Source organism: Enterobacter sp. 725m/11 (genome assembly GCF_011683705.1).
In the GTDB taxonomy this organism is placed as follows: Bacteria; Pseudomonadota; Gammaproteobacteria; order Enterobacterales; family Enterobacteriaceae; genus Enterobacter; species Enterobacter bugandensis.
Window position 1 is genome coordinate 43680 of the sequence record NZ_JAAQOK010000025.1, and the last position, 13606, is coordinate 57285.

General features: G+C 62.7%; 13 protein-coding genes. 12 read left to right on the plus strand and 1 reads right to left on the minus strand.

The window, feature by feature from the left end; all coding sequences use genetic code 11:
- Positions 1-6: 6 nt before the first annotated feature.
- The 12 genes from HBA26_RS12650 to HBA26_RS12705 all read left to right on the plus strand — a co-directional run bounded on the left by HBA26_RS12650 (position 7) and on the right by HBA26_RS12705 (position 12062).
- Positions 7-1029 (plus strand): aromatic ring-hydroxylating dioxygenase subunit alpha, encoded by a 1023-nt coding sequence (locus HBA26_RS12650; RefSeq protein ID WP_028014352.1) that lies wholly within the window; start codon positions 7-9, stop codon positions 1027-1029.
- Positions 1029-1778, plus strand: a complete 750-nt coding sequence (locus tag HBA26_RS12655) for an SDR family oxidoreductase (protein ID WP_126344923.1) — start codon at positions 1029-1031, stop codon at positions 1776-1778. Before HBA26_RS12650 ends, HBA26_RS12655 begins: the two co-directional genes overlap by 1 nt.
- Positions 1779-1790: 12 nt before the next feature.
- Positions 1791-2579 carry an IclR family transcriptional regulator gene (locus HBA26_RS12660; protein WP_048959379.1) on the plus strand — a complete coding sequence of 263 codons (789 nt, stop codon included), beginning with the start codon at positions 1791-1793 and terminating at the stop codon, positions 2577-2579.
- Positions 2580-2657: 78 nt separating this feature from the next.
- Complete coding sequence (locus HBA26_RS12665) at positions 2658-3584, plus strand: VOC family protein (protein ID WP_126344924.1); 927 nt, start codon at positions 2658-2660, stop codon at positions 3582-3584.
- Entirely contained in the window at positions 3581-4768 is a 1188-nt protein-coding gene (locus HBA26_RS12670) for an FAD-dependent oxidoreductase (RefSeq protein ID WP_126344925.1), read from the plus strand. Before HBA26_RS12665 ends, HBA26_RS12670 begins: the two co-directional genes overlap by 4 nt.
- Before the next feature lie 25 nt (positions 4769-4793).
- Positions 4794-6050 carry an MFS transporter gene (locus HBA26_RS12675; RefSeq protein WP_126344926.1) on the plus strand — a complete coding sequence of 419 codons (1257 nt, stop codon included), beginning with the start codon at positions 4794-4796 and terminating at the stop codon, positions 6048-6050.
- Positions 6051-6060: 10 nt separating this feature from the next.
- Complete coding sequence (locus HBA26_RS12680; RefSeq protein ID WP_017382915.1) at positions 6061-6591, plus strand: cupin domain-containing protein; 531 nt, start codon at positions 6061-6063, stop codon at positions 6589-6591.
- A gap of 9 nt (positions 6592-6600) precedes the next feature.
- Positions 6601-7371 (plus strand): alpha/beta hydrolase, encoded by a 771-nt coding sequence (locus tag HBA26_RS12685; protein ID WP_126344927.1) that lies wholly within the window; start codon positions 6601-6603, stop codon positions 7369-7371.
- The gene (locus HBA26_RS12690) at positions 7355-8149 is read left to right on the plus strand and encodes an SDR family oxidoreductase (RefSeq protein ID WP_048957296.1); all 795 of its coding nucleotides are present in this window, start codon (positions 7355-7357) and stop codon (positions 8147-8149) included. Before HBA26_RS12685 ends, HBA26_RS12690 begins: the two co-directional genes overlap by 17 nt.
- Before the next feature lie 9 nt (positions 8150-8158).
- The gene (locus HBA26_RS12695; protein ID WP_041908340.1) at positions 8159-8929 is read left to right on the plus strand and encodes an aspartate dehydrogenase; all 771 of its coding nucleotides are present in this window, start codon (positions 8159-8161) and stop codon (positions 8927-8929) included.
- A gap of 9 nt (positions 8930-8938) precedes the next feature.
- A complete protein-coding gene (locus HBA26_RS12700; RefSeq protein WP_063155136.1) occupies positions 8939-10408 on the plus strand; it encodes an aldehyde dehydrogenase in 1470 nt (489 codons plus the stop codon).
- 13 nt (positions 10409-10421) lie between these two features.
- Positions 10422-12062 (plus strand): thiamine pyrophosphate-binding protein, encoded by a 1641-nt coding sequence (locus HBA26_RS12705; protein WP_063155135.1) that lies wholly within the window; start codon positions 10422-10424, stop codon positions 12060-12062.
- Between the two features lie 78 nt (positions 12063-12140).
- Here the strand turns inward: HBA26_RS12705 and HBA26_RS12710 are convergent, their stop codons facing one another.
- On the minus strand, positions 12141-13409 hold the full coding sequence (locus tag HBA26_RS12710; protein WP_126344928.1) for an OprD family outer membrane porin: 1269 nt from the start codon (positions 13407-13409) through the stop codon (positions 12141-12143).
- Positions 13410-13606: the final 197 nt, after the last annotated feature.

The following is a 13606-nucleotide window of genomic DNA, read 5'->3' on the forward strand; positions in this document are numbered from 1 at the left end:
AACGCGATGACGACGACCGTACAACACTATCTCGATAAAGGTCTGCGCGGCCTCTGGTATCCGGTGCTGGCGAGCTGGGAGGTGCAGTCTGCACCGGTGGGCATTACCCGCCTGGGCGAACAGATTGTGGTCTGGCGCAACAAAGACGGCCAGGTGCAGGCGCTGGAGGACCGCTGTCCGCACCGCGGCGCGCGCCTGTCGATGGGCTGGAACCTGGGGGACCGCATTGCCTGCTGGTATCACGGCGTGGAGGTCGCGGGCAACGGCGAGGTGAAAGACGTGCCCGCCGTGGACAAATGCCCGCTGGTCGGCCAGCAGTGCGTGCGCAGCTACAACGTGCAGGAGGCGCACGGCGCAATCTTTCTGTGGTTTGGCGTCACCGCAGACCAGCAGCCGGACGAGCTGACCTTCCCGGACGAGCTCGCCGATACCGACAGCTTCAGCAATTTCCTCTGCACCGCCGCGTGGAAATGCAATTACCAGTACGCGCTGGAAAACGTGATGGACCCGATGCACGGCACCTATCTGCACTCCTCGTCGCACTCGATGGCGGAAGGGGATCGCAAGGCCGACATGGTGCTCCAGCCGACCAAAACCGGTTTTATTTTTGAGAAGAAAGGGCAGAGCGGCGTCAACTTTGACTGGGTGGAGCTGGGCAACAGCGGCACCTGCTGGATGCGCCTCTCCATTCCGTACAAGAAGCGTTTCGGGCCGGGCGGTCACTTCTTTATCGTCGGCATGGTGGTGCCGGAAGATAACGACAACTGCCGCGTCTTCTTCTGGCGCATTCGCCGGGTGCAGGGCTGGCAGCGCGACATGTGGCGCTTCATGTACCGCAACCGTCTGGAAAAACTGCACTGGGAAGTGCTGGAGCAGGACCGCGTGGTGCTGGAAAGCCTGGCGCCAAACGCCCGCGACCATGAATACCTGTATCAGCACGACGTCGGCCTCTCGCGCCTGCGCCGCATGATGCAAAAGGCCGCCAAAGAGCAGCTGGCGATGCGCGAAGAACAGCAGGGAGCCGCCTGATGAACGGGCTGCTGAGCGGCAAACGCATCGTCATAACCGGCGCCGCGCGCGGGCTGGGCTTTCACTTTGCCAAAGCCTGCGCGGAGCAGGGCGCTGCGGTGGTGATGTGCGACATCCTCAAGGGCGAGCTGGCCGAAAGCGCCCACGCCCTGAGCGAGCGGGGCTATGCGATCGAATCGCATGTTATCGATCTGGCCGATCCACAGTCCATTGAGCAGGTGTTCAGCGCGATTGGCGAGCAGGGTCAGATTGATGGCCTGGTGAACAACGCGGCGATGGCGACGGGCGTCGGCGGCAAAAATATGCTCGATTACGATCCGGATCTCTGGGATCGGGTGATGAGCGTCAACGTCAAAGGCACCTGGCTGGTGACGCGCGCTGCGGTGCCGCTGCTGCGCGAGGGCGCGGGTATCGTGAACGTTGCGTCCGACACCGCGCTGTGGGGCGCGCCGCGCCTGATGGCCTACGTCGCCAGCAAGGGCGCCGTGATCGCCATGACCCGCTCAATGGCGCGCGAACTGGGTGAAAAGCGTATACGCATTAATGCCATCGCGCCGGGGTTAACCCGCGTCGAGGCGACCGAATATGTTCCGGCCGAGCGCCATCAGCTCTACGAAAATGGCCGCGCGTTAACCGGCGCGCAGCAGGCGGAAGACGTCACCGGCAGCGTGGTCTGGCTGTTAAGCGATCTGTCGCGGTTTATCACCGGGCAGCTGATCCCGGTCAATGGCGGTTTTGTCTTTAACTAAGGTGTAGCGATTATGGCAAACGATCAGGAAGTGAAGTATCTGGTGCCGGGGCTGGAGCGCGGTTTACAGCTGCTGTTGGCCTTTGGCGAGCAGCATCGCGATCTGACCTTTGCCGAGCTGCACCGGCTGGTGGATATGCCGAAGGCGACCGCCTATCGCGTGGTGCAGACGCTGGAGTACATGGGCTTTCTGGAGCGCAACGCGCGTACCAATACCTTTTCGCTGGGCATGAACGTGCTGCGTCTCGGCTTTGAGTACATCGCCTCGCTGGACGTGGCGCAGGTCGGCCAGCCGGTGATTGAGCAGCTGCGCGACGTCAGCCAGTGCAGCAGCCATCTGGCGATCCGCGACGGGCGCGACATTATCTACATCGCCCGCGTCAGCGCCGCCGGGTCGCGCATCAATCAGGTCAGCATTGGCACCCGCCTGCCGGTGCACTGCACCTCGCTGGGCCGCATGTTGCTGACCGATATTTCCCGCGCCGATTTCGAACAGTTGTTCCCGCACGAGCGCCTGCCGGGCAACGCGCCGGGGCAGCTTCACGACCGCGAAGCCCTGTGGCAGATGGTGCAGCAGGACAAAGCCCGCGGGTTTGTCATCGGCGAATCCTTCTTCCGCCACGGCATCTCCTCCATCGTCTACCCGGTGTATGACCGAAGCGGACGCGTGGCGGCGGTGGTCAGCATTCTGGTGCCGTCGGAAGAGATCCCGCAGACCGACCGTGAGCGGCTGCAAAACGAGGTTCGCCTCGCGGCGGATAAAATTTCTGGCTTCTTAGGGTATTTGTCACAGGCCAGCTAAATCAGTGAGTTAACGTCAGGCGCTTGACTGCGTCGGGCATGTTTTACGCCCAATTTGGGCCAGATGAGGCAACGAACGATGAGTGTAACCGGAATTGAAAAGCTGGAATTTGGCGTGGAAGACCTGACGCACTGCGCCAAATTTATGCGTGATTTTGGCCTGACGGGCGATGCCAGCGGCCAGCGTTTTACCACCCTGAGCGGCGCGCGCGTGGAGCTGAACCCCATCGACAGCCCCGACCTGCCGCCGGCGTTTGAAGCGGGCAACACCTTGCGCCGCATGACCTGGGCGGTTGCCAGCCAGTCCGATCTTGACGCGCTGCGCCCGAAGCTTGCGCAGCAGCCCGGCTTCCGCGAAGTGGGGGACGCGCTGGAATGCCTCGATCCGAACGGCATGACCCTGCGTGTGCAGGTCAGCCAGCAGACCGACGTGGAGCTGAACGTTGAGCCGATCAACCAGTGGGGCGATGCCCGCCGTATCGACACGCCCAGCCCGGTTTATGAGCGTGCCCAGCCGATCAACATCGGGCACGTGGTGTTCTTCGTGGAGGAGCTGGCGGCGGTGGAGAAATTCTACCGCGAGGTGCTCGGCTTCCAGGTTTCGGACCGCTACATCAACCGCGCCGTGTTCCTGCGCTGCGGGGCGCGCGGCGGACATCACAACCTGTTCCTGCTGCAACTGCCGAACCGCAGGCGCGGCCTCAATCACGTGGCCTTCACCGTGCGCGACATCCACGAGGTGATCGGCGGCGGTATCGCGATGAATAAAAATGAATGGAGCACCTTTATCGGGCCGGGCCGCCATCCGGTGTCGTCGGCCTATTTCTGGTACGTCAATAGCCCGACCGGCGGCGCGTTTGAGTATTACACCAACGACGACTATCTGACCGAAAACTGGCAGCCGCGCGAGCTGGAGCACTCCCTGGTCTCCTTTACCGAATGGGCGGTGGAGGGTGGGATTGACCACGACACGCGCCGCCAGCAGAAAAAGCCGGAGGCGGTATGACGTCACGCATTGTCATTATCGGTGGCGGTCAGGCGGGTGGCTGGGCGGCGAAAACCCTGCGCGACGAGGGCTTCGACGGCGAGATCTGCGTAGTGGCGGAAGAGGAGTGGGATTTCTACGAACGTCCGCCGCTGTCGAAAGCGTCTCTGCTGGAGCCGGACGCGGCGCTCCCGCGGCTGTTTAGCGAAGAAGCACAGCAGGCGCTGAACCTGACCTGGTACCGCCCGCTGCGTGCTGAATTAGTCGATCGCGAAGCGAAAACCGTGCGTTTAAGCAACGGCGAACGTCTTAGTTACAACATGCTTTTAATGGCCACCGGCGGGCGGGCGCGCCTGCCTTCGCAGGCGTGGGCGGCGCACCCGCAGGTCTACACTCTGCGCCACTGGCAGGACGCGCAGCGCCTGAAGGCGCGCCTGGCGGAAAGTAAAAAACTGGCGATTGTCGGCGGCGGCTGGATCGGCCTTGAGATTGCCGCTTCCGCACGCAAAAGCGGCGTGGCGGTCACGCTTTTCGAGCAGCAGCCCGCGCTGTGCATGCGCTCGGTGAGCGGCGAGGTGTCGCAGCGCTTAGAGGCTATCCATCGCGAACAGGGGGTAGATATCCGTACCGGCTGCGGCGCGCTGGAGCTGGAGGACGATAACGGCCTGCCGGTCATCCACTGCGACGGCCAGCGCGAAACCTTTGACGCGGTGGTGGTGGGGATCGGTGTCGATCTCAATCTGGAGCTGGCGCGCGATGCGGGACTTTGCACCGAGCGGGGGATCGTGGTGGACGCCCAGGGGCGCACGTCCGATCCGTTCATCTTTGCCGCAGGCGACGTGGCGCAGCACCATCACTACGGCCTGTGCATCCAGTCCTGGGCCTTCGCGCAGAATCAGGCAGTGGCGACGGCGAAAGCCATGCTTAATCCCGATGCGCCAGGCTACGACGACGCGCCGTGGCTGTGGTCGGATCAATATCAGCACAATATTCAGATCCTCGGCATTCCGCAGCCGGGCAGCCGAACGATAGTGCGTGAAGAGGCGCTGTACTTCTCGCTGGACGACAACGGTCGGCTAACGCAGCTGGTGGCGTTCAACGATGCGCGCACCGTCAAGCTGGCGAAACGCTGGATGGCGGCGGGGCGGGACCTGTCGGACGTACCGCTCGCCGACCCGACTTTTTCACTGATGTCATTGCGATAGCTAACCCGCACCCGTAGGGGGAGACATGACTACATTAGAGACCAACACCGCGCCCGTCGAGGCGAGCGGTGAGGGAACCCGCACGCCTGAAAAAGCGGTGCGCTGGGCCATCCCGCTGTCGCTGCTGGCCTGCGTGCTGCTGGCCTTTTTCGACAAAATCAGCATCGCGGCGCTCTTTTCCGACACCCATTTCCAGCAGGCGATGGGCATCGATTTTGACACCACGCGCCTCGGCATTCTGATGAGCGCCTTCCTGCTGAGCTACGGCTTTTCGTCGGTATTTTTGAGTGGTTTAGGCGACAAAATCGCGCCGCTGCGCCTGATCACCGGGATGATGGCGATCTGGTGCGTGCTGATGGTGGCGATGGGTTTTACCCATAACTACACGCTGATGATCGTCTTGCGCATCCTGCTTGGCGTGGCGGAAGGGCCGCTGTTCCCGCTGGCTTTCGCCATCGTGCGCCACAACTTCCCGCAGCATTTACAGGCGCGCGCCACCATGCTGTGGCTGCTGGGCACGCCGGTCGGCGCGGCGATTGGCTTCCCGCTCTCCCTCTGGCTGCTGAACACCTTCGGCTGGCAGAGCACCTTCTTTGTCATGGCAATGCTGACCGTGCCGGTGCTTATCTTTGTGCGCATCGGCCTGCGCGGGATCCGTCTGGAAGCAAAACCCGGCACCTCGCAGGCGTCCCGGGACGAGCGGCGCGCGGCGCGGCGCGAGCTGTTTGTCAGCCCGCACTTCTGGATCATCTGCATCTTTAACATCGCGTTCCTGACCTACCTGTGGGGCATCAACGGCTGGCTGCCTGGCTACTTAATTAAGGGCAAAGGCATCCACCTGGAGCACGCGGGCTGGCTGTCGTCGATGCCGTTCATCGCCATGCTGGCGGGAGAGGTGATTGGCGCGTGGCTCTCTGACCGGGTCGATAAGCGCGCGGCGGCCTGCTTTATCTCGATGGCAGGGGCAGCCGTCGGGCTGGCGGCGGTGATGCACCTTGATACCCCGCTTGCCATCATCGCGGCGATGAGCTTCAGCACCTTTATGTGGGGCACCGGCGCCCCCAACATTTTCGCCCTGCTGGCGAAGGCCACCCATCCCCGGGTGAGCGCCACGGCGGGCGGCATCTTCAACGGGCTGGGAAACTTTGCGGGCGCGCTGTCGCCGGCGGTGATGGGCGCGCTTATTGCCTTCACCCACAGCATGGATTCCGGGCTGATTTTTCTGGCGGTGATGGCGGCGGTGGGCTGCGTCCTGTTACTGCCGCTGCTGAGACGTTACTGAGGAGAGTGTCATGACTGATTCAACCGTAACCAACAAAACAGGCATCAAACCCGACCACCTGACAATGGAAGAGTGGGTCGAGTCGCGCATCGCGCGCTTCGAAGGCCGTAAATACGACTGGAACGCGCTGAAGTTCCAGGCCGATTTTGACCCGAAATACCGCCGGGCGCAGATGCGCTACATCGGCACCGGAGCAACCGGCGTGGCGAACGACACCAATACCGTGCAGGCGGACCATTTTACCTTCTCCACCATGGTGCTGCCGTCGAAGTGCGAAGGGCCGCTGCACCTGCACGACGACGTGGAGGAGGTGTTCTTCATGCTCAAAGGACAGATCACGCTGATGATCCAGGACGGCGACAACTACACCGAAACCGTGCTGCGCGAGCGTGACCTGATCTCCGTCCCGCCGGGCATCTATCGCGGCCTGTTTAACCACGGGGAAGAAGAGGCGCTGATGTGCGTCATGCTGGGAACCAACAAGCCGGAAATCCCTACCTATCCCTCCGATCATCCGCTCTCAAAAGTGAAGCGGAACTAAGGGGGCGACATGACGGCTTTTCGTGAACAGGGAAGCGGCATCCCGCTGATGCTGCTGCATGGGATCAGCTCTGGCGCTGCGTCCTGGCATAAGCAGATGGCGCTGAACGGTTTTCGCGTGCTGGCGTGGGACATGCCCGGTTACGGCGAAAGCCCGATGCTGGCGGTTGAGCGGGCGAACGCCGGAGATTACGCCGACGCGCTGGCGGCGATGCTCGACCGCGCAGGCGTCTGGCAGGCGGTACTGGTGGGCCATTCCCTGGGGGCGCTGGTGGCCAGCGCGTTTGCGGCGAAGTTTCCTGAACGCGTCATTCATCTGGTGCTGGCGGACGCCGCGCAGGGCTACGGTAATGCCGCGCCGGCGCAGCGAGAGCAGGTCTGGCGTAATCGCGAGCAGCAGATGGCGCTCGGCGGCGACATTCTCGCGCAGACCCGCGCCGCGAAGCTGCTGCGCCCCGGCGCGCGCCCGGACGATATCGCCACCGTCGCGGCGGGCATGCGCAGGCTGCGCCCCGAAGGCTACCTCGCTGCCGCGTGGATGCTGGCGCATGACGACATTCACGGCTGGCTTAAGCGTTACGCCGGTCAATTTGAAGTCTGGTGCGGCGAGCAGGACGCGATCACGCAGCCCGAGCTGGTACAGGGGCTGGCGCTGCGCTACGGCATGCCGTTTACCGCGATTCCGCAGGCAGGACACGCGAGCTATCTCGATAACGACGCGTTTTTTAACCAACAGCTTTTACGCATTAACGAAGAGGTGCGCGATGAATGCACACATTGACGGCCGCGTAGCGGTCGTTACCGGCGGTTCGTCCGGCATTGGCTTTGAAACGCTGCGCCTGCTGCTGGGCGAAGGGGCGAAAGTCGCCTTCTGTGGCCGCGACCCAGACCGGCTCGCCAGCGCCCATGCGACGCTGCAAAACGACTATCCCGACGGGGAGATTTTCTCATACCGCTGCGACGTGCTGAACGCCGACGAGGTGCAGGCCTTCGCGGATGCGGTGCAGGCGCGCTTTGGCGCGGCGGATATGCTGATCAACAACGCCGGTCAGGGCTACGTGGCGCACTTCCATGACACGCCGCGCGAGGCGTGGCTGCACGAAGCCGAACTCAAACTGTTTGGCGTCATTAATCCGGTGCAGGCGTTTCAGCCGCTGCTGGAACGGTCCGATATCGCCTCCATCACCTGCGTGAACTCCCTGCTGGCGCTTCAGCCGGAAGAGCACATGATCGCCACGTCGGCAGCCCGCGCCGCGCTGCTGAACATGACGCTGACGCTCTCGAAAGAGCTGGTGGGCAAAGGGATTCGCGTCAATTCCATACTGCTTGGCATGGTCGAGTCCGGCCAGTGGCAGCGCCGCTTCGAAAGCCGGGCGGACAAAAGCCAGAGCTGGCCGGAGTGGACGGCGGAAATCGCGCGCAAGCGCGGCATCCCGATGGCGCGTCTCGGCAAGCCGCAGGAGCCCGCGCAGGCGCTGCTGTTCCTCGCCTCGCCGCTGGCCTCGTTTACCACCGGCGCGGCGCTGGACGTTTCCGGCGGCTTTTGCCGCCATCTGTAAGGACACATCATGAAAAAGGTAATGTTAATCGGTTATGGCGCCATGGCGCAGGCGGTGATTGAGCGTCTGCCCGCCGGCGTGGCTATCGGCTGGATCGTGGCGCGCGCGTCTCACCATGCCGCCATTCGCGACCAGTTTGGCGATGCGGTCGAGGCGCTGACCTCGCCGATGGCGTGCGCGCAAACGCCCGATCTGGTGCTGGAGTGCGCCAGCCAGCAGGCGGTTGCGCAGTACGGCGAAGCGATTCTGCGCCGCGGCTGGCATCTGGCGGTCATTTCCACCGGCGCGCTGGCGGACAGCGCGCTGGAGCAGCGCCTGCTCGCGGCGGGCGGAAAACTGACGCTGCTTTCCGGGGCGGTGGCCGGCATCGACGGGCTGGCGGCGGCGAAGGAGGGCGGGCTTGAGCGCGTCACCTATCAGTCGCGTAAAAGCCCGGCCAGCTGGCGCGGCAGCTACGCCGAGCAGCTTATCGATCTTAACGCGGTCTCGGAGGCGAAGGTCTTTTTTGAAGGGAGCGCCCGCGAGGCGGCGCGCCTGTTCCCGGCGAACGCCAACGTGGCGGCGACCGTGGCGCTCGGCGGCGTCGGGATGGATGAAACCCGCGTGCAGCTGATGGTTGACCCGGCAACGAAACGTAACACCCACACGCTGCACGTAGAAGGGCTGTTTGGCGAATTCCATCTGGAGCTGAGCGGGCTGCCGCTGGCGTCTAACCCTAAAACCTCCACCCTGGCGGCACTCAGCGCGGTGCGCGCCTGCCGCGAACTGGCCCTGAGCTGAGGAGTGACGATGGACGATCTGAAGATTTTTATCGGCGGCCAGTGGCGACGCGGCGGTGGCAACCCGATGCAGAGCCACTTCCCGGCTGACGGGTCGCTCAATGCGACGCTGAACGCGGCAAACCTTGACGATCTGCACGACGCGATCGAGGCCGGCGAGCGCGCGTGGCGCGATCCCGCCTGGCGCAACAGCCTGCCGCACATGCGTGCGAAGATCCTGCACAAGGTGGCGGATCTGATTGAGTCCCGCGCTGACGAGCTGGCGCAGATGCAGAGCCGGGATAACGGCAAGCCGCTGGCGGAGGCGCGCGGGCTGGTGATGAGCGCGGCGGGAACGGCCCGCTACTTCGCCGCTGCCTGCGAGCTGCTGGAAGGGGAGCTGCCCACGCCGCGCCAGCCGGATCTGCTGACGCTAAGCCGCTATGAGCCGCTCGGCGTGGTGGCGGCCATCACGCCGTGGAACTCGCCCATTGCCAGCGAGATGCAGAAGGTCGCCCCGGCCATCGCCGCCGGGAACGCGGTGATCCTCAAGCCTGCCGAAGCCACGCCGCTGATGGCGCTTGAGCTGGCGCGCATTTTTGAACAGGCCGGGCTGCCCGCCGGGCTGCTGAGCGTGCTGCCGGGCAAAGGCTCGGTGATTGGCGACGCGCTGGCGCGCCATCCCCGCGTGCGAAAAATTTCCTTTACCGGCGGCACCGCCACGGGCCGCCATCTGGCGCACGTGGCTGCGGAAAAGCTGATCCCGGCGTCGCTGGAGCTGGGCGGTAAATCCCCGACCATCGTGCTGGAGGATGCCGACGTTGAGCAGGCCGCGCGCGGGATCTGCTACGGCATTTTCAGTTCAGCAGGGCAGGCGTGCATCGCCGGGTCCCGGCTGTTTATCCACGAAAGCCTGTACGCGCCGCTGATGGCGCGGCTGCTGGAATTAACTCGCGGGCTGCGCGTAGGGCACCCCTTCACCGACGGCGTTCACGTTGGGCCGCTGATCAATGAGAAACATCGCCAGAGCGTGCAGGAATACGTCGAGCTGGCGAAGCGCGAGGGGGGCCGGGTGCTGTGCGGCGGGGAGATCCCGGCGGATCCTGACCTCGCAAACGGCAGCTTCTTCCAGCCGACCATTATCGAAGGGCTGACGAACGGCGCCCGCGCCTGCCAGGAGGAGATCTTCGGCCCGGTGCTGGTGGCGATGCCGTTTCGCGATGAAGCGGCGTTGATCCGCGAGGCGAACGACTCGGTTTACGGCCTGGCGGCAGGGATCTGGACCCGTGACACCGGGCGGGCGCTGCGCCTGAGCGAGCAGCTGGAGGCCGGTACGGTGTGGATCAACACCTACAAAGTTTTTGCGATTTCGACCCCGTTCGGGGGCTTTAAAGAGAGCGGTCTGGGCCGCGAAAAGGGCATTCAGGGGCTGAAAGCCTGGATGCAGCAAAAGAGCATTTATCTGGCGACGGGTAACAGCGTCAACCACTGGTGCGACTGAGAAAGGGTGAGCAATGAGCGAAATGATAACCGTCGGCGACGCCATCGCCAGAACGCTGGAGCAGTATCAGGTTGAGGCCATCTACGGCGTCATCTCCATTCACAACCTGCCGATCGCGGACGCGGTAGGGCAGCGGGGCAAAATCCGCTTCGTGCCCGCGCGCGGCGAGGCGGGTTCCGTCACCATGGCTGACGCCCACGGGCGGTTTTCCGGCCTCGGCGTGGCGCTGACCAGCACCGGCGCGGGGGCGGGGAACGCGGTAGGCGCGCTGGTGGAGGCGATGAACGCCTGCACGCCGCTGCTGCATTTAACCGGACAGGTTGAGAAGGCCTGGCTGGACGCCGACACCGGGTTTATCCACGAGACCCGCGACCAGCTGACCTTTCTGAAGGCCAGTTCAAAACGGGCGTACCGCATCAGCAATGCCAGCCAGGCGATAGCCATCCTGCATAAAGCGATTCAGGAGGCGCAGACGCCGCCGTGCGGGCCGGTCTCTGTGGAGATCCCGATTGATATTCAGGGGGCTAAAATTCCTCTGTCTCTGGTGACCGCACCGGTGAAACCGGCTTCGGTTGCAGCCGTGGATCCCGTGAAGGTGGATGCTTTATGGGCGCAGCTCAGGCAGGCTAAACAGCCGCTGCTGTGGCTGGGCGGCGGGGCGCTGGGAAGCGCTGACGCGGTGAAAAAACTGGCGGATGCGGGCGTGACGGTGATCTCCAGCACCCACGCGCGCGGCGTGCTGCCGGACGGCCATCGTGCCAGCCTGCGCGCGTTCCACAACTCGCCGTCGGTTGAGGCACTGATTGCGCAGTGTGATTTTACGCTGGTGGCCGGTTCTCGCCTGCGCAGCAACGAGACTCGTTCCTGGACGCTGGATTTACCGTCTCCACGCGTGCAGATAGATATCGACCCGGCGGCGGCGAGCCGTAACTACCTGATGGATAACACGCTGATAGCCGACTGTTCAGCGCTGCTTGGCGCGCTGGCTGAAAAAGCGCAGGGCCGCGAGTGGGGCAACACCCAGTGGGACGCGCAGGTGCAGCAGGTGGTCTCGCAGGCTGAACAGGGCCTGCGCGAGCAGTGCGGCGCCTATGCGAAGCTCAACGACGCCATTGAAAAAGCCCTGCCGCAGGACGGCCTGCTGGTGCGCGATATCACCGTTTCCGGCAGCCTGTGGGGCAGTCGTCTGTTCCGCGCTAACGGTCCGCTGATGAACATTCACTCTCTTGCCGGGGCGATTGGCATGGGGCTGCCAATGGCGATTGGTACCGCGATTGCCAACCCACAGCGTAAGGTGGTGGGGCTGGTGGGCGACGGTGGCCTGAGCCTGAATTTAGGCGAGCTGGCGACGCTGGCGCAGGAGAAAGCTAACGTGACGCTGCTGATCATGAACGACGGGGGCTACGGCGTGATGCGCGGCATTCAGGATAAGTACTTCGGCGGGCGTCAGTATTATAACGAACTGCATACGCCGGACTTTACCCTGCTGGCACAGGCAATTGGCCTGCAGGCGTGGAGCGTTGAGCGGGCAGAGGATTTTGAAGCCGTGATGACGGAAGCGCTGGCGATGCCGGGACCGTCGGTAGTGGAAGTGCGGATGGGTCAGATTGGCGCGCTGAAGTTTGCCGGGCCGCCGCAGAAAACGCTTTACTAGCTGTTTTCTCCCTCTCCCACGGGGAGAGGGAGAAAACAGTAGTCCGGGTCAGGCGAAGCCGCCACCCGGCTTGTTTTATCAGAACACGTTAAACGGGTATTCCACGTAAGCGCGGATCTCGTCCCCGCCCACGTTATAGTCGCTGGCGTTGCTGGAGACGCGCAGCACGGAGTAGCGCAGTTTCAGCTTCAGATCTTTCGCCGGGCCGTCCTGCACCTGGTACTGGATCTGGTTAAACCACTCGTGCTCTTTGCCGTTGCTGGTTTCAGACGTCTTAATGTTGTCGCCGCGCACGTAGGCGGTGGTCCAGCTCAGGCCCGGCAGGCCGAGTCCGCCGAAGTCCAGGCCGTAGGATGCCTGCCATGAGCGCTCGTCTTCACCGTTAAAGTCAGACCAGTAGGAGTTCGCCAGCCAGATGGTGTTGCCGCCGTCACCCACGCCGCCCTTGTCGCGATAGCCGCCGTAGTTATAGCCGGTGCTGCCGCTGCTCTGCTGGTACGCCACTTTGAACGTGTGAATATCCCAGATGTAGCTCGCCGCCAGGCTCCAGATGGTGTTGCTGCGGCCCGTGTCGAGGCTGTCAGCGTAGCCCTGATCCAGACGCGAGTTATAGCCGTTAAAGTCGAGCACCAGCTGCTGCCCGGTGCTGAACGGCTGTTTGTAATTCAGCCCCAGGTACTGTTTGTTCATCACCTCTTCGTTATGAGAGGCGTATAGCGCGCCGCTGAACTGGTCGTTGAACTGGTAGCTTGCGCCACCGAAAGTCAGGCTTTTCAGGCCGCTGTCGTGGCGGTCGTCGCTTTTACGCTGCTCGTCGGTGAAATAACCGGCGTTCACTTCCAGCCCGTCGATCTCTTTAGACGTCAGCATGGCACCGGTGTAGCTTTCAAACAGCAGGCGGGAACTGTCGGCGTTAACGATAGGCAGTTCAGGACGCTGGTTACCGTAGCTCAGCACGGTATTCGAGATCCGCATTTTGGCGGTAGCGCCAAATTTCGCTAAATCGGATTTGGCCCGGCCATCGTCTTCCTGTTTAAAGAAGTCGATACCTCCCGCACCGCTCTTGCCGCGACCGCCATCCAGGCGCACGCCGTACTGCGCGATGCCGTCCACGCCAAAGCCCACCAGCCCTTCGGTATAGCCGGATTCAAAGGTGGCGATGATGCCCTGACCCCATTCGGCTTTATCCTGCTGGCCCTGATGGTAGTCACGGCTGATATACGCATTGCGTAAAAACAGGTCTAAATGGCTGTCGTCGATAAAACCCTTGCTGTCAGATTGCTGGCTTGCAGCGGCGGGTAATGCGGCGAATAAACTTAAAGCAATTAACGATAATTCTTTTTTCACGGAGGGAACGTCTCTGTCTTAATATATTAAATTGAATTACTGCGAGTTTGATAATTACCGGAAAGATTAACGATTGCAATAAATATGTGACCAGGCGTTTCAGCCGGAAAGGGTAGATTTGACGGGGCTTTCAGAGGTGTTACCGATACGTGCGATTTAGTTAGCAATTCATGCGAAATAAAAAGGAGGCAAAATTG

Coding starts and splice junctions, on each gene's coding strand:
- HBA26_RS12695 (WP_041908340.1), top strand. CDS start 8,159: ATGAAAAAGGTAATGTTAATCGGTTATGGCGCCATGGCGCAGGCGGTG.
- HBA26_RS12705 (WP_063155135.1), top strand. CDS start 10,422: ATGAGCGAAATGATAACCGTCGGCGACGCCATCGCCAGAACGCTGGAG.
- HBA26_RS12655 (WP_126344923.1), top strand. CDS start 1,029: ATGAACGGGCTGCTGAGCGGCAAACGCATCGTCATAACCGGCGCCGCG.
- HBA26_RS12660 (WP_048959379.1), top strand. CDS start 1,791: ATGGCAAACGATCAGGAAGTGAAGTATCTGGTGCCGGGGCTGGAGCGC.
- HBA26_RS12685 (WP_126344927.1), top strand. CDS start 6,601: ATGACGGCTTTTCGTGAACAGGGAAGCGGCATCCCGCTGATGCTGCTG.
- HBA26_RS12690 (WP_048957296.1), top strand. CDS start 7,355: ATGAATGCACACATTGACGGCCGCGTAGCGGTCGTTACCGGCGGTTCG.
- HBA26_RS12675 (WP_126344926.1), top strand. CDS start 4,794: ATGACTACATTAGAGACCAACACCGCGCCCGTCGAGGCGAGCGGTGAG.
- HBA26_RS12680 (WP_017382915.1), top strand. CDS start 6,061: ATGACTGATTCAACCGTAACCAACAAAACAGGCATCAAACCCGACCAC.
- HBA26_RS12650 (WP_028014352.1), top strand. CDS start 7: ATGACGACGACCGTACAACACTATCTCGATAAAGGTCTGCGCGGCCTC.
- HBA26_RS12665 (WP_126344924.1), top strand. CDS start 2,658: ATGAGTGTAACCGGAATTGAAAAGCTGGAATTTGGCGTGGAAGACCTG.
- HBA26_RS12670 (WP_126344925.1), top strand. CDS start 3,581: ATGACGTCACGCATTGTCATTATCGGTGGCGGTCAGGCGGGTGGCTGG.
- HBA26_RS12700 (WP_063155136.1), top strand. CDS start 8,939: ATGGACGATCTGAAGATTTTTATCGGCGGCCAGTGGCGACGCGGCGGT.